This is a genomic window from Kitasatospora sp. NPDC094016 (assembly GCF_040304045.1).
Lineage (GTDB): Bacteria > Actinomycetota > Actinomycetes > Streptomycetales > Streptomycetaceae > Kitasatospora.
In genome coordinates, this window is record NZ_JBEOUK010000006.1 from 254,494 (window position 1) to 269,238 (window position 14,745).

A 14,745-nucleotide genomic window follows, 5' to 3' on the forward strand; every position below is an offset into this window, starting at 1 on the left:
CGTTGCCGGGTCACTGATATCGCAGCCACGGAACGTGCTTCGGAGGGGAAGAGAGGTAGGGGATACAAGATCCAGCCGACTCGGTGAAGCACTGTACGTGCCGGAAGCAGTCGGAGTTGTCGAGTTCGGCGCAAGGACCTCAAACGTCTTACCATCGCTGTTGAAGATCCAAGAGTTCTTGTTTTGGTCAATGTAGTTGTGAAAGGCTTAGTCAGAATTCTGTGTGCCGCACAGAACAGCGGCCTGGGCCTGAGCGGGGGTCACGGCGGTCAGCAGGCCAGCTGTGGCCACCGAAGCAGCGATAAGGGCACCCCAGCGGGCACCAGCACGAGAGGTCATGTCTCTTCCTTGGCTCGCGTGAGAGGAAGTCAGCTACTGCCTGCTGGAGTTCAGACAAGCACCGAGTCAGCCGGGACACACTTCACACGAACCATCGGGGGAGCCCATCCCGCATCAAACACTCGAACAGCTCGCTGGTGTAGTGGCGCGGGCATCCTTCGGCCACGGTGAGTACATGAGCAACTACATAGCTGAGCGCGGCAACCTTCTGGGCCGCACCCTCCTCCGCAGGCTGGCCAAGGCCACTCTGATCATGACGATGGCCGGTGGCCTCGCCTTCGCCGTGACCACCCCCGCTAGTGCTGCCACCGCAGTACAGATCGACAGCGCCAACGAGCTGAAGATTCTTGGTGAACCGACCGGACGAATGGAGGTTCACATTACCTACAGCTGCGACCCCGTGGACCTATCGGCAAACTTCGAGACCAAAGCCACAGATCAAACTTCCGGCGTTGGCTCCGGCACCAATCTGAATCTTGTAGAGCCGTGTACGAGCCAGAATATCAACCGGACCTTTATCGTCTTCCCGGACTCCCTCGAAGAGGGCTTCCATACTGGGGACACGGTCACTGTGACCGTCACCCTCATTCCTTCAGCGACCGGAATCGTCAAGGCGACTGCCACGCGGACGCTGGTTCTGGGCTGACTCCACAACACGTAAACACCACCAAGGAGCCCCCCTCCGCTGTCCGCAACCTTGGCTATGAGGTGGTCGGCAGGGCCGACGCCAACACTGTGTTGATCACCTGCGGTGAGGGTGCTGAGCGGGCAACTGAGAAGCTGCAAGACGCAGTTGAGTTCGGCATCCCGTACTTCGAAGCTGCCAGGCCCGGAGCCTTCCGAGACGCTATATGCGCCGGAGAGTTCAAGGGTGGTGACCCGCTTCCCGAACTGATGAGGAAGGACACTCAGGCCGTCAAGGCCAGGACCGAAGCACAGTCCATACGTGACTGGGCCAAGGTTCAGGGCTACACGGTGAACGCCAAGGGTCCCATCCCTGCCTCGGTCCGCCACGCCCACCGGGTGGCCGTCAAGCAAGCGGCCTGACCAGCCAGCACATACCTTGGGCAGCCGGGGTCTGCCCGGCCACCCGACCCCAACCACTCTCAGGAGAAGAGAAGTTGAGCGCCATCACGATGTACGGACCCATCGGCCGGGCCGTCGAGAAGGTCAGTCCGTACGTTGAGTGCGATCCGGTCGGCATCTACGTGGCCGCGCTGAGCATGTGGTCTGCGGCCATCGGCCAGATGGTGAAGGTGTCCAGCCGGGGCAACGCCCGTCCGGCCCTGCCCGGCCAGGACCACCCCGCCGGCCCCGGTACCTGTTCCGCACCGTGAGTCGGCCGACAGCGGGAACCCGTTCCTCGCGCTGCGCTGAACGCTCGAAGCAAAGCAAACCGCCCCGGCCGGTAGGCCGGGGCGGTTCGTTCGTTCGTCGGCAACTCAGGCGCTGTACTCGTAGCCGATCGTGACCCGTGTCGGGACGACCCAGAGGCCGAACTCGATCACGCCCACGCCGTCCGACCAGCGATGCACGCCGCCCAGAACCGGGGACCCCACGCGAAGACCCAGGGCCGATGCCTCTCGGGCATCGCACTCCCGGGGCGTGCATGAGGAGTACGCGCTCACCTCCGGGTGGACGGTGGCCCTCACCGTCGTGGACGACGAGATGGAGAAGCCCCCGGAGCGACGCCCCATGTTCCTGGCCGGCTTGCAGATGATCAAGGGCAATGGTGCCGGGGCGATCCTGATTCCGTCCGGGGCAGCCGTCTCCCCCATCGAGGGCGAGTTCGACGAGTTCTCCAGGCGGGTCGAGAAGGCCGGCGGGTTCATCCAGGTGACCCGCCGATGAGCGGGCGGTACGGGATCGTTCCGGCCGATGCCCTTCCCGGGGTCTCGTACCCGGTCTGGGTCATCCAGGACCACAAGGCCAGCCAACTGGTGAAGACCCTGCCGCCCCGCCCCGAACCGCTGCGCTTCTACACACGTGCCGCCGCCGAGGCATACCTCCGCTTCACGCCCGACAACGCCCTGTAACGGGCCAGGCGGCGGTCCCAGGTCGGCCCCGTCCCGCCCTTAGCGGGACGGGGCCGATTGGCCGGTAGGGTCCACGTGACCAACGGATGACCAACAGCGGTCCTGAACGGCCAAAGACGGGCAGGACGCGCAGGCGGCGCAGGCTGTCAAACCTACGGCGCGTCACCGACGCTTCCGCAGGTCACGGACGGAAGAGTCTGGTGCCCGAGAGGAGAGTTAAAGTCCCTCTCGGACACCGGCAAGACCCCTGTTGATTCAGGGGTCTTTTGCTTTTCCCGGCCATCGTGTGACCAACCGCGGGGCCGGCGGCCCCGCGGTTGGTGTCGGGTGGTGGTGGGGATCTCCGTCGGGGAGTCGTGGCTTCGGGTGCGACGGGGGGCGGCCGACCTTGTGGGGCCGGTCGATCCGATGTGATGGCGGGTCGGCCGGCCCCTGGTGGGGGTCGGGGTTATCGGGTGTGGAGGCGGTGGGCGGTGCGCCGGACCCACCAGAGGGCGGCGGCGGTGACGGCCAGGGTCCAGGCGAGTTGTGCCGCGGTGTACGGGTGGCCCTGGGCTGCGGAGCGGGCGAGCGGGAACAGGAGGGTGCCGACCGCCAGGGGGCCGCGCAGGTACCAGACCGCCACCTGGCCGGGGCCGGTGTTGCCCATGGGGGTGTTGACACCGATCGTCAGGTGCATGGGCACGACGCCCCGGTAGGAGCTGACCAGCGCGGCCGCGGTGAGTGCGGGTACGGAGACGAGGAGCGGGAGGAGTCCTGCGGTGTCCCGGCCACCGAGCGCGCACGCCAGTGCGCCGGCTCCGGTGAGCGCGAGGAGGAGGCCGCCGGGCACCGCCGAGTGCTGGAGGGCGAGCGACGTGAACGTCCAGGGCAGGTTGGTGGAGCGTCGCGGGTCGTCGCTCTCCAGGCGGGCCGGCTCGGCGAGTTGAGCGGCCGCCAGGTATTCGGCGACCAGGGACAGTACGACGACGATCTGCTGCGCGGTCGAGGTGAAGGAGGGGGCGGCCGCGGTCAGTGCGACGGCGGTCCCGCTCCAGGCGACGGCCCACCCCAGGCGGCGGGGGTTGCGCAGCAGGCAGGTGAGGTCGCGCCACGGGACCAGTAGCAGCCGGTGCCGCGGCATGGGGAGGCGGAGCCGGGGGGTGCTGCGCCGCGCCTTGAGCCGCGGCACTCCGGAGCGGGCCTGGCGGAGGTCGAGCATGAGGACGGACGTGCTGATCTGGGCGGCGACCGTCGCGCGCAGCCTGAGGGCGGCCTGCGGGATCGCGGGCAGTTCCCGCCAGGCGAGGACGAGGGCGACCGCCGGGGTGCCGACCGACAGCACCGTGCCGACGGCGCCCGCCGTACCCACGAGGCCGAGCGCCCACAGGAGCGGTTGGGACGCCCACCCCCACGGGCCGGACCAGAGCAGGAGGTCCTGCGGCCAGCCCGGCCGCCCCTGCCTCCATGCCGTCCACACGCCGGCGGCGGCGGCCGCGGCGAGGAGCCACCCCGCGGCGAAGACCCTGCGGCCGTACCGGGACATCCACTGGTCGTTCCGCTCGACCAGGACGCCGACCGCGCTCGTGGTGAGCGCCACCGAGACGCCCGTCCAGGAGCCCGCGAGGGTCAGCAGGATCCACGACTGCGGGGCCAGTCCCTGCAGCAGGAAGCCCGCGACCGCGCCGGCGACTCCGCTCACCACGCAGGCCAGCGCCACCGAGGACCGCAGCCCCGGTGCGAGCAGGGCTCGCCGGTCGACGGCCGAGGGCAGCAGGAAGCCGGTCGTGGCCCGGTCCAGCAGGACCGGGCCCCGCCACATCGCTCCCCGGGCGGTGAGCAGCAGCGCGAGGACCAGCACCGCCGGGATCAGCGCCAGGAGCGTCGCGGACGCCTGTTCCCCGATCTGCACGGGTGGCCGGTCGGCCGCCCTGGTCGAACTCGTCCACTGGAGCAGGGCGGGGACGCCCCAGCAGCCGCCCACCAGGAGGACGGTGTAGGCGATGAACCACGCGCTCCTGCGCTTCTCCTGGCGCGTACCGCTCCGGGCTTCGCGCAGGAACAACAGGGTGTCCGCGGTGCAGTCCCCCGACCTGTCGGGCACCCGCGTCCTCGTCCCGGTCGCGGGTGCCACGCTGTCGCTCAAGCCGCTCATCCTTCCCCCTGCACCGCCCCGAACGGGCCCGAGTGCCCCGCACGCGAGCCGACTTCGACGATCTGGTCCGCGACCTCGTTCAGGGCCCGGTGGTGGGTGGCCATGAGGACGGCCGTCCCGCGGTCGCGGTGCTCCGCGATCAGGCGGGCGAGGGCGGTCCGGGCGTGGGAGTCGAGCCGCTGTTCGGGCTCGTCGAGGATGAGGAGGTCGTGCGGCCGGATGAAGGCGGCGGCGAGGAGCAGCGCCTGGGTCTGCCCGGAGGACAGGGCCGAGGGGAACTGTTCGGACTGCGCCGTGAGGCGGTGCGACTCCAGTGCCCCGTCGACCGCGGCATCGGCTCCGGCACCCATGCCGTGCGACAGCGCCACGAGCCGCAGGTGCTCCCGCACGGTGAGGTCCGGATAGAACGCACCGGGGTCCATCACCGACGCGACCCGTTTGCGCACGTCCAGGGAATCCTCGTGGATCTCTTCCCCGTCGAAGACGACCGACCCTGCGGAGGGTCTCTCCCGGCCGGCCGCCACGCGGAGCAGCGTGCTCTTGCCCGACCCGTTCTCCCCGACCAGGGAGACGCACTCACCACGGTGAACGCGCAGGGAGACCCGGTCGAGCACGGTGCTGTCACCGTACGTGTGTGTGACGTCGACGAGTTGCAGCAGCGGTGCGTCCGCCGCCTTGCCGGTTTTCTTTTTCAATCGACGAGCCGTCTTCTCTCGGATGATCGAAACGTTCATTTTCACACTTTTCTGAACATTGGGCCGATCATAGCAAGGCGTCCCAATCCTGCAAAGCCGACCCAAATACACCCTCCGGTCGACCTCGGCCCCGACTCCGAGGCCGTCAAGTCAAATGGGGCGATTCGCGGCCATACGGACTGTTCGGCGGAATCCACCGCCCGCCCTACCTCCCGATCAAGGCCTGACCTGCGATATCAGTGATCAAATACAGAAACACCCAGGCCTCCACAACAAAAGGGGCATTGTGCAGAATTCACGGGATGTCCACCTACAATGGAATTGGTCAATTTCTTCGAAATTATCCGCAACCGATTCGCATTGCGCACACCATGAACACATCAAGGGTCTTCCCGTGGTTACCGGAACGACATATGGTCGAACGGCAGCGGCCGGCAGCGGACGTCGGTCCTCTGTGGGTTGGCCGCTGTCTCCACCATCAAAAGGAGAAAAAGTGAACGCCACCGAATCGCGTGTCGAGTTCGTGACCGATGCCGTCAACGCTTCGTTCGCGGAGGCGCAGGAGGGTTTCGTGAACGCGCACAACGCTCCCGCGATGACCACCCCCACCATCGTCGCCATATGCGAGGTCGTCGTGACGGGCAGCACGATCTGCCTCGGCTGCTGAACCACTGACCCACCGGTGACACCACCCATGTGAGCAGAGGGGCCGGAAAGGGGGGCGAACGGTTCCCCTTTCCGGCCCCGCTCGACCGGAGCACGAGGACGCGTGAATGCCATTCACCAAGATCGTCAACGAGCCTTCCCACCCCATATCGCGCGAGGACGCGCATTACTGGACGCTGGCCCCGGCCGCGGTGGGCGAGATCATCAGCGGCCTCGAAGCCTTGACCCGGACGGCCGCCTACGGACCCAACGGCCTTTTGCAGGGCCTGAGTTCGAAACGTGATCGCAGCGTGGTCCCGCAGGCCCTCCGCAAGGCGATCGACAGCCGAGGCGGTGCCGTCGCCATCAAGGCCATGGGCGTCGTCGGCGGAGCGCTGACCCTGACCGGCCGCAGGAGCCGGGCGCAGCAGATCACCGGAGCCGGCCTGATGCTGGCCTCCAGCGGCCTGAGCAAGTACCGCACCTCGTTCGGCCGGGACGGGGCGGACCACATGGCCGCCCTGATCTGCGGCTACCGCCTGCTCACCGCCCTGGTCCCCGGGGCCGAGAAGTCCGACGACCTCTTCCTGCGCGCGGTCAACGCCCAGACCTTCATCGCCTACGTGACCGCCGGCGCGGCGAAGGCGATCTCCAGCACCTGGCGGTCGGGCGAGGCGCTGGAACAGGTCCTGCAGACCCAGCAGTACGGGGACAGCGCGGTCGCCAAGTGGCTGAAGAAGAGCCCGCTGCTGTGCAGTTCGATGACGTGGTTCACCATCGTCTGGGAGACCGGGTTCCCGGTCGTCTACCTGCTGGCGCCAGCGAACGCCCGCAGGGCCCTGGCCGGCGTCAAGCTCTTCCACCTGGGCATCGCCGTGACGATGGGCCTGCCGCGGTTCTTCTGGGGATTCAGCTCGGCCCACGCGGCGGTCCTCTACGCCGTGGACCGCCTGCCCGGGAACGGGGGCCGGGGATGAGGTTCGAACGCCAGGTGGTCGCCACCTTCGGGGCCGCCGCCGTGGTCAGCGCCTACCTCTCGTACATCCGCCTGGAGGAGGAGTACACCCGGCGCAGCGGGCTCAAGGGGACCTCCCTGATCCAGGGCCCGGACGGCCTCGCGATCGAGTACGCGCTCGATGCCGGGGAACTCGGCCCCACCGCCCCCGTCGCGGTCCTCGAAAGCGGTCTGGGCGCGCCGCTGGAGTCCTGGGACTGGGTGGCCGGGCAGCTCGGCCGGCGCTTCCGGGTCCTGCGCTACCACCGCAGCGGGTACTGGCGCTCGAAGAGCAGGCTGCGGCCGGCCCAGTCGGTCGAGTTCCTCCTGCGACAGCTCGCGCCGGAGGGCGACGTCGTCCTGTGCGGCCACTCGATCGGCGCCCTCACCGCCATGAACGTCGCGGCGGAGTCCGCCTACGTGCGCGAGCGCGCCACCGCCCTGCACATCGTCGACGGGACGGACGCCGTCCTCCTCGGTGAGGACCGCGGGTCGAAGCGGCGGGTCGCGCGCTACAACCAGGACACCGCGCGACGGCTGCTCGGCTCGGCCCTGGGCACCACCCGCTGGCTGACGAGCCCCACCGAGCGGGAACTCGAGTACCGCCCGGACATCCAACGGGCGTACCTGGCCTCGATCTCCAGCCCCCAGGTGCTGCTGGCGGCGCGCCAGGAGTACCTCCACGAGCCCCTCGCCGGCCAGGACTTCGTGGCCGCAGGGCCGCTGCGGCGCGTCGTCATCTCGGCCGCCGACAACACCGAGCAGCAGCGCAAGCTCAGCGAGCGGGTGGCCGCGGACTTCCACGTCGTCCCGGCGAGCAGCCACCGGTCCATCATCGCCAAGCCCGCCCTGGCGCAGCAGACGGCGGCGATCATCCTGGAGAACTCGTGAGCGCGTGGCGCAGGGCCGTCGCGTCCCTGGTCAAGGCCGCCCTGGTGACGCACGTCGTGCTGACGGTCTTCGAGAACCTGCCCGACGACAAGCTGCCGATCAAGATGCGCCTGCCGTTCTTCCCCGACCTGCCGCAGTGGCGCTTCTTCGCCCCGAACCCCGGCATCGAGGACCTGTACGTCTTCTACCGCACGCGCGCGACACCCGCGGACGGCTGGACCACGTGGGCCGACCTGGCCATGCGGAACGAGGCGAAGCCGCTCGCCGTGCTGTGGAACCCGGGGAGCCGGGTTCCGAAGGCGCTGTTCGACATGGCGTCGCAGGTGCGCACGCTCGCCTCGAACGGGGCCATGTTCGAGTGGATGCTGAACAGCGACGGGTACAACCTGATGGCCGGGGCCGTGCGGGACGCGTGCAGGAAGAACAGCGGGTCCGGGGACTACCAGTTCATGATCGTGGCGTCCGTCCCGACCGAGGGTGCCGACGGGATCAAGCCCATCATGATCTCGCCCGAACTCGCCCTGTGAACCGGGGGAATACCGAGATGCCCGAAAACACCGGAAACAGCGGAAGTGCTGGAAACCCCGGAACCGCTGGAAACAGCGGAAATCAGGAGATCCCCGATCTGGGCGAGAAGCGGATCCTGTTCATCGTGACCGGATCCATCAACGCCGCGCTCACGCCGTACTGGCTGCACTGGCTGCGCCAGTCGTTTCCCCGGATCACGAGCGATCTCCTGGTGACCAGGTCCGCACAGCGTTTCGTGACGCTCGACGCCCTGCGCCGACTGGTGGGCGGCGACGTGTGGACCGACGACTACGCCGACCCCTCCCTCCCGGAATCCGCTCACGTGGAGATCGGCGAACGCGTCGACGCCTTCGCCATCTTCCCCGCGACGCTCGATTTCGCCATGCGGCTCGCCGCGGGAAACTGCAACACCCCCGCCACCATGGCGTTGCAGATCACCGAGAAGCCGATCGTGCTCGCCACCGCCTTTCCGGCCGGAAATGCCGTCGTCGAACACAACATGGAGCTCCTGCTGCGGCGCCCGAACGTCTCGGTCAGCCGGACCGTCGCGGCGTACAGCGTCGGGAAGCGAAAATGGGAGGGCGAGACCGGCTTCTACCTGCCGTCGGTCCTGAAGGAGCTGGAGGGAATGTTCGACGCGGAGGACCGCCGGTAGCGCCTGCTCCCGGCAGCCACTCCGCCCGTGGAATCCCGCGCGGCGGACCGAGCACGAACGAGGCGGGCCGAGCATGAAACGGAACAGCGACGTCGCGGTCGTGGGCAGCGGGCCGAACGGCCTGGCGGCGGCCGTCACCTTCGCCCGCGCCGGACTGCACGTGGACGTCTACGAGAGCCAGGACGAGATCGGCGGCGGTCTGCGCACGCACGCCCTCTTCGACAGCGACGTACGGCACGACATCTGCTCCGCCGTCCATCCGATGGCCGCCGTCTCGCCGTTCCTCCGCCGGTTCGACCTGTCGGCCCGCGGCATCGACCTGCTCCGGCCGGAAGCGTCCTACGCCCATCCGCTGGCGGACGGGCGAGCCGCCGTGGCGTACCAGGACCTCGACCGGACCTGCGACGCGCTGGGCCGCGACGGCGCCGGCTGGCGGCGGTTGATGGCGCCGCTCATCGGCCGCAGCACCGAGATCGGGGAGCTCTTCCTCTCCGACTTCCGCTCCGTCCCCACCTCCCTGCGGACTCCGGCGATGCTCGCATGGCGGTCCCTGGTCCACGGGACGGCGCTCGCCACCCGCCGATTCGCGACCGACGAGGCGGCCGCCCTCCTCGCCGGGGTGGCCGCGCACGCCGTCGGCAGGCTGCCCAGCATCGTCGGCGGAGCCGTGTCGGTCTTCCTCGGCCACCTGGCGCACAGTTCGGGGTGGCCGGTGCCGCGCGGCGGGAGCTCGGCGATCGCGGCCGGCCTGGCCGAGGACATCCGGCGCCACGGCGGGCAGCTCCACACCGGTGCGCGCATCACCGACCTGGCGCAGGTGCGCGGTTCGCGCGTCGTCATGTTCGACACCGGGCCGAAGGAGTTCTCGGCCGTGGCGGGCGAGCGGCTGCCCGCCGCCTACCGGCGACGGCTCCGCAGGTTCCGGTACGGGCCCGCGGCGGCCAAGGTCGACTTCCTGGTGTCCGAGGCGATCCCTTGGCGCAACGCCGACGTGGCCAGGGCCGCCACCGTGCACCTCGGAGGGTCGCAGGCGCAGATCTACCGCCGGGAGTCCGGGGTCGCCCGCGGTGTCGACGCGGGCGACCCCTTCGTGCTGCTGGTGGATCCCGGCGTCGCCGATCCCGATCGGGTCCGCGCCGGGAAGCGGCCCGTCTGGGCCTACGCGCACGTGCCCAACGGGTACGCGGCGGACCCCACCGGCTCCGTCACGGCACAGATCGAGAAGTACGCGCCCGGGTTCGCCGAGACGGTCGTCGCCGCCCGGAGCACCAACGGCGTCCAGTACGAGGCGTACAACCCGAACTACGTCGGCGGGGACATCGGGGCCGGGGCCCTGACCCTCGGCCAGCTGCTCATGCGCCCCACCCTCCGGTGGAACCCGTACGCGACCCCGCTGCCCGGCGTCTACCTGTGCTCCGCGTCCACGCCGCCCGGTCCGGGCGTCCACGGCATGAGCGGCTACCTCGCCGCCCTCTCCGCACTCCGCAGGGAGTTCGGCATCGCCGCGCCGCCCTCGCTCGGGCCGCGTCCGGCGTCTTTGCGACGTGAACCGTGACGGCGGCGTCATCAATCGGAGAGGCTGCTCCGCAAGGGTGGTGGCGGCGGGTCCGCCCCGTGGAACCCCTGACGCTTTTGGAGGAGACCGATGTCCGCACCTGTTCAGCACCACCGGTTCGCCGTCGACGAGGACGGCAACGACCTGGGGTACGCCCTGTCGCTGCCGGACGGGTACGACGAGGGCCCCGGGCCGTGGCCGCTGCTGCTGTTCCTGCACGGCGCCATGGAGCGCGGTGAGGACCTGGACGCCCTCGCCGTACACGGGCCGGTGCGGCAGATCGCCGCCGGGGCGAAGCTGCCGTTCGTGGTGGTGGCCCCGCAGTGCCCGGCGCACAGTTCGTGGGTCGCGGAGGTGAGCGCGCTGGCGGCCCTGGTCGAGGAGGTGGCGCGGACGTACCGGATCGACCCGGACCGGCGGTACGTCACCGGGCTGAGCATGGGCGGCACCGGCACGTGGGCGCTCGCCGCCCGGTACCCGCGCCGGTTCGCCGCCGCCGTGCCGATCTGCGGGTCCGGGCTGAGGGAGGCTGCGCCGCGGCTCGCCGCCCTCCCGGTGTGGGCCTTCCACGGCGGGGAGGACGACGTCGTCCCGGTCGCCCACACCGAGCGGGTGGTCGAGGCGCTGCGGGAGGTGGGCGGTCCGGTGCGGTTCACCCGCTACCCGGGGGTCGGCCACGACTCCTGGACGCGGACGTACGACGACCCCGAGGTCTACGCCTGGCTGCTCGCCCAGTCCCGCCGGTCCCACAGCGCGGGCTGAGGCCGCCGGCGGGCCCTGGCGGGCGCTACTGCTGGGGGCCGGTCGCCTGACGGGGCCCGGTCCGGGGGCGGGTGGGGTGCGGGACCGACGCGGGCAGGGCGTGTCCGGTGCGGTCGTCGGTGTGCCAGGACTGCGACTGGAAGGCCAGGAACACCGCCGCCCACCGGCTCTCCGCCGGCAGGTGGATGAGCAGCGCACCGTCCTGGTAGACGCCGTCGTCCGTCCGGAACCGCCCGCTGTTGCCCTGGTTCATGTGCACGTCGTGCACGCCGTTGCCGGGCAGGAAGCCGAACACCTTGTCCGGGACTCCGGGTTCGGGCCCGAACCGCTGCCCGAAGACGTACACCGCGGCCGCCGGGTCGGCGATCGCCCGCTGGACGTGCTGGTCGAGCACGTCGGCGAGGTCGTTGTCCGGGCCCGGGAGGTCGGGCGGCAGGACGTGCATCGCCGCGGGGTCGAACAGGCGCCCCCGGACGAAGTCCAGGCTCGCCGTGCCCGGCCGGGACGCCAGCGGGTTCCAGCCGCTGGCGGCCGGCGGGAGGAGGCCGGTGACGGGGTGCCGGAAGTCCTCGACCGCGAGGTAGCGCAGGTCGGCGGGGGCCTGCTGGGAGAGGACGTTGACCGCCGCGCGGTAGTCGGTGCCCCCGGCGTCGCGCAGGTGGATCTGGTAGTGCGGGGTGTCGGTGGCGCCCTCGCGGCGCCGGTCGACGGCGGTGGCGGCGAGCACGCCGTAGTCGCTGATCGGCATGGGTGTGGTTCCTCGGTTCCCTGGCTGCTGGTCCTGGTGCCCCGCCGGTCGGTCGGTCGGGGTCCCTCCGTTATCGCGCACACCGCCGACCGGGTGCCGCGGAATCCGCAGTTGTTCATCTGCCGTCTCCCGAAGGGATTTTCGCGCCGCAGAACGTTGACGTCGGGGCGCCGGCGTCCGGCGACCGGCGACCGGACGAGGGCGGGCCGGTCAGTCGGCCGGGGTCGGCCGAGGTCGGCCGGGCAGGGCGCGGACGCGTCTCCACCGCCCCCGGACCAGCTCGCCGGTGACGAAGGCCGTCACCGCGGCGACGATCAGCAGCGGCATCGCGTCGGCGGCCTGGCCGCCCAGCAGCGCCGCTGCCAGCACCGTGCTGGTGACCGGAAGCCGGGTGACGGCCGCGCCGGAGGCGGCCAGTCCGGCGGCCAGCGCGGGCGCGGTGCCGAAGCCGGGCAGCGGCGCGCAGGCCGCCCCGAGCGCGGCACCGATCAGGATCGCCGGGAAGATCGGGCCGCCGCGCAGGCTGCCCAGGGCGATCCCCCAGCCGACCGTCTTGCACAGCACCAGGGCGAGCAGCGCGCCGATCGGCCAGGCCGCCGGGTCGGCCGCCAGCGCGCCCAGGGTGGCCTGTCCGGAGAGCGCGGCCTCCTCCGGGGAGCGACCGGTGAGCAGGGCGTACGCCGCGAGGCAGGCTCCGACGGCGATCGCGCACAGCACCGTCCGGACGGCGGTCCGACGAGCGGTCGGCACCGGCCGAGGGCCGTCCGGATCGCCCGTGGTGAAGGCCTTGACCCGCCGACCGAGGGCCTGCCCGGCCACGCAGACCACGGCGATCACCACCGCCAGCGGGACACCCCAGAGGAAGTCACCCGGGTCCGGGACGCCGCTCTCGGGCACCCGCGGCAGCGAGAGCGCTCCGATCGACAGCCCGGTCCAGTGGCCGAAGCCCGTGAAGACCAGCGCACCGACCCCGCTGGCCAGCAGGCAGGGCAGGATCAGGGCGGTCAGCTGCGGGCCGCCCAGCCCGGCCGCCTCGATCATCATCACGCCCGCCACCAGCGGACTGCCGAAGATGGTGGAGATCGCGGCCGCCGCCCCGGCCGTGCCCAACACCGGTACCAGATCCTGGTGTTGGGACCGCCTGGCGGATCGGACGGCGAGCAGTGCGAGGCCGCCGCCGATCGCCATCAGCGGCGCCTCCGGGCCGAGCACCGCGCCGAGCGGCAGGCAGGCGAGCGCGGCCAGCACCACGCCGGGAACGGCGCCCGGCGGGGTGGGTGGGCCGCCCAGCCCGTCCACCGGGACGTGGCCGCCGCGCCCGGGCAGCCGGGTGACCACGGGGGCGAGCAGCAGGCCGGCCAGCAGCAGCGCGGGCAACGGCCACCACCAGGGGGCGCGGTCGAAGCCGGCGGCGACCGGCAGGCTCTCCCAGACCCAGCGCTGGAGTTGGTGCTCCAGGCCGACGAAGCCGAAGGCGACCAGCGAGACCGGGGCACCGATCAGGACGGCGACCAGCAGCAGGCCGGGGTAGCCCTTGCCGAGCAGCACCTGGCGCAGGGTGGGGCCACCGTCCTGCTGCTGGGGCGTCCCCGGCATCGCCGCTCCTTCGCGCTCCCGGGGCGCGCGGCCCCCGTCCTGCGACCGAGTCTCGCCCGGGGCCGGGCGGCCCGCACGGCGTGCGGGCCGTCAGCCGGGCGCCGGACGAGCGGAGTTGCGCCGTTCGGGTGGGAACGCCCTCCGCGGCGGGTCGGCGTCGGCGGAGCGGTTCGGCGTCGGCGGACGGAGCCGGCGGACGGCGGTCAGAGCCGGTGGACGTCGCCGAGCGCGCTCTCGATGCCCTGGACCATCCGCCACAGCGGCGCCCGGCGGCTGGCGACCAGCACCACCACATCGTCCGCCCCGGACTCCTCGGGCTCTCCGGACTCCCCGCCCGAGCCGCCCGAGCCGCCCGAGCCGCCCGAGCCGTTCTCGCCGCCCGGCCGGTCGTTCCAGGTGCCGGTGACGAAGGCCATCGCCGCGTCGACCTCGACCACCCAGTCGCTCTCGCCGCCCGAGCGCAGCCAGGTGCGCAGGGCGTGGTTGTGCGCGGCGACGACGGCGGCGGCGGTCACGTCGGCGCGCAGCGGGCCGTCCGGCCGGTCGGCGAACCGGCCGCGCAGGTAGGCCGCGAGCGTGTGCTCGTAGCGCCAGACCACCGAGAGCTCGTACGCCCGCAGGCCGGGGACCTTGCGGGTGAGGCGGTAGCGCTGGACGGAGAAGGAGGGCTGTTCGGCGTACATCCGCAGGACGAGCCGGGCCGCGTCGCAGGCGTGCTTGACCGGGTCCTCCTCGCCTGTGCCGGACTCCAGGAACTCCGTCATCTCGGCGAGGCTGCGCTCGTGGTCCGGGAAGACCACGTCCTCCTTGGCCGGGAAGTAGCGGAAGAAGGAGCGCCGGCCGACCCCGGCGAGCGAGACGATGTCGTCGATGGTGGTCTGCTCGAAGCCGCGTTCCAGGAAGAGCTCGAAGGCCGCGGCGACGAGCGCCTCGCGCATCGCCGGCTTGGCGGGCCCGTCGTTCATGGGCAGGTCCTGCTCTTCCTTCTCGCTCATTCCCGGAACATAGCATCGGCCCCGAACGGCCGGACCGGGTGCTCGGCCCGGCCGTCGGTGCACCTCGCAGGCGCTGTTACGGCAGGTTGCGGGCCATGACGATGCGCTGGACCTGGTTGGTCCCCTCGTAGATCTGGGTGATCTTCGCGTCCCGCATCATCCGCTCCACCGG

Annotated in this window: 18 protein-coding genes; 12 read left to right on the plus strand and 6 right to left on the minus strand. The window is 71.0% G+C overall.

What is annotated here, in order from left to right; all coding sequences use genetic code 11:
• The first annotated feature begins 514 nt into the window (after window positions 1-514).
• The 5 genes from ABT015_RS09115 to ABT015_RS09135 all read left to right on the plus strand — a co-directional run bounded on the left by ABT015_RS09115 (window position 515) and on the right by ABT015_RS09135 (window position 2,375).
• Window positions 515-985: a hypothetical protein gene (locus ABT015_RS09115; RefSeq protein ID WP_350878024.1), complete on the plus strand. Its 471-nt coding sequence runs from the start codon at window positions 515-517 to the stop codon at window positions 983-985.
• Between the two features lie 62 nt (window positions 986-1,047).
• A complete protein-coding gene (locus ABT015_RS09120; protein WP_350878025.1) occupies window positions 1,048-1,386 on the plus strand; it encodes an Lsr2 family DNA-binding protein in 339 nt (112 codons plus the stop codon).
• 74 nt (window positions 1,387-1,460) lie between these two features.
• A complete protein-coding gene (locus ABT015_RS09125) occupies window positions 1,461-1,676 on the plus strand; it encodes a hypothetical protein (protein WP_350878026.1) in 216 nt (71 codons plus the stop codon).
• Between the two features lie 268 nt (window positions 1,677-1,944).
• Window positions 1,945-2,190, plus strand: a complete 246-nt coding sequence (locus ABT015_RS09130) for a hypothetical protein (RefSeq protein WP_350878027.1) — start codon at window positions 1,945-1,947, stop codon at window positions 2,188-2,190.
• Window positions 2,187-2,375: a hypothetical protein gene (locus ABT015_RS09135; RefSeq protein ID WP_350878028.1), complete on the plus strand. Its 189-nt coding sequence runs from the start codon at window positions 2,187-2,189 to the stop codon at window positions 2,373-2,375. The genes ABT015_RS09130 and ABT015_RS09135 overlap by 4 nt, the downstream gene beginning before the upstream one ends.
• Window positions 2,376-2,823: 448 nt before the next feature.
• Here ABT015_RS09135 and ABT015_RS09140 read toward each other — a convergent pair whose 3' ends face one another.
• Window positions 2,824-4,500: a DUF6297 family protein gene (locus ABT015_RS09140; RefSeq protein WP_350878029.1), complete on the minus strand. Its 1,677-nt coding sequence runs from the start codon at window positions 4,498-4,500 to the stop codon at window positions 2,824-2,826.
• A gap of 5 nt (window positions 4,501-4,505) precedes the next feature.
• Window positions 4,506-5,204, minus strand: a complete 699-nt coding sequence (locus tag ABT015_RS09145) for an ABC transporter ATP-binding protein (RefSeq protein ID WP_350878030.1) — start codon at window positions 5,202-5,204, stop codon at window positions 4,506-4,508.
• A gap of 493 nt (window positions 5,205-5,697) precedes the next feature.
• Between ABT015_RS09145 and ABT015_RS09150 the strand changes: the two genes are divergently transcribed.
• From ABT015_RS09150 to ABT015_RS09180, 7 genes are all read left to right on the plus strand, one after another.
• Window positions 5,698-5,871 carry a cypemycin family RiPP gene (locus ABT015_RS09150; RefSeq protein WP_350878031.1) on the plus strand — a complete coding sequence of 58 codons (174 nt, stop codon included), beginning with the start codon at window positions 5,698-5,700 and terminating at the stop codon, window positions 5,869-5,871.
• A 106-nt stretch (window positions 5,872-5,977) separates the two neighbouring features.
• A complete protein-coding gene (locus ABT015_RS09155) occupies window positions 5,978-6,826 on the plus strand; it encodes an HTTM domain-containing protein (protein WP_350878033.1) in 849 nt (282 codons plus the stop codon).
• On the plus strand, window positions 6,823-7,734 hold the full coding sequence (locus tag ABT015_RS09160; RefSeq protein ID WP_350878034.1) for an alpha/beta fold hydrolase: 912 nt from the start codon (window positions 6,823-6,825) through the stop codon (window positions 7,732-7,734). The genes ABT015_RS09155 and ABT015_RS09160 overlap by 4 nt, the downstream gene beginning before the upstream one ends.
• The gene (locus ABT015_RS09165) at window positions 7,731-8,261 is read left to right on the plus strand and encodes a hypothetical protein (protein ID WP_350878035.1); all 531 of its coding nucleotides are present in this window, start codon (window positions 7,731-7,733) and stop codon (window positions 8,259-8,261) included. Before ABT015_RS09160 ends, ABT015_RS09165 begins: the two co-directional genes overlap by 4 nt.
• Window positions 8,262-8,278: 17 nt before the next feature.
• Window positions 8,279-8,917: a flavoprotein gene (locus tag ABT015_RS09170; protein WP_350878036.1), complete on the plus strand. Its 639-nt coding sequence runs from the start codon at window positions 8,279-8,281 to the stop codon at window positions 8,915-8,917.
• Window positions 8,918-8,990: 73 nt separating this feature from the next.
• The gene (locus tag ABT015_RS09175) at window positions 8,991-10,472 is read left to right on the plus strand and encodes a phytoene desaturase family protein (protein WP_350878037.1); all 1,482 of its coding nucleotides are present in this window, start codon (window positions 8,991-8,993) and stop codon (window positions 10,470-10,472) included.
• A gap of 90 nt (window positions 10,473-10,562) precedes the next feature.
• Entirely contained in the window at window positions 10,563-11,234 is a 672-nt protein-coding gene (locus ABT015_RS09180; protein ID WP_350878038.1) for a carboxylesterase family protein, read from the plus strand.
• Between the two features lie 25 nt (window positions 11,235-11,259).
• Here the strand turns inward: ABT015_RS09180 and ABT015_RS09185 are convergent, their stop codons facing one another.
• The 4 genes from ABT015_RS09185 to ABT015_RS09200 all read right to left on the minus strand — a co-directional run.
• Window positions 11,260-11,982, minus strand: a complete 723-nt coding sequence (locus tag ABT015_RS09185; protein WP_350878039.1) for a DUF2278 family protein — start codon at window positions 11,980-11,982, stop codon at window positions 11,260-11,262.
• A 210-nt stretch (window positions 11,983-12,192) separates the two neighbouring features.
• Window positions 12,193-13,578, minus strand: a complete 1,386-nt coding sequence (locus tag ABT015_RS09190; RefSeq protein ID WP_350878040.1) for a chloride channel protein — start codon at window positions 13,576-13,578, stop codon at window positions 12,193-12,195.
• Between the two features lie 203 nt (window positions 13,579-13,781).
• Window positions 13,782-14,516, minus strand: coding sequence for a TetR family transcriptional regulator (locus tag ABT015_RS09195; RefSeq protein ID WP_350878054.1), 735 nt, complete (start codon window positions 14,514-14,516; stop codon window positions 13,782-13,784).
• A gap of 133 nt (window positions 14,517-14,649) precedes the next feature.
• Window positions 14,650-14,745: acyl-CoA dehydrogenase family protein (locus ABT015_RS09200; protein WP_157849844.1), on the minus strand; the 96-nt coding region annotated here is incomplete at its 5' end.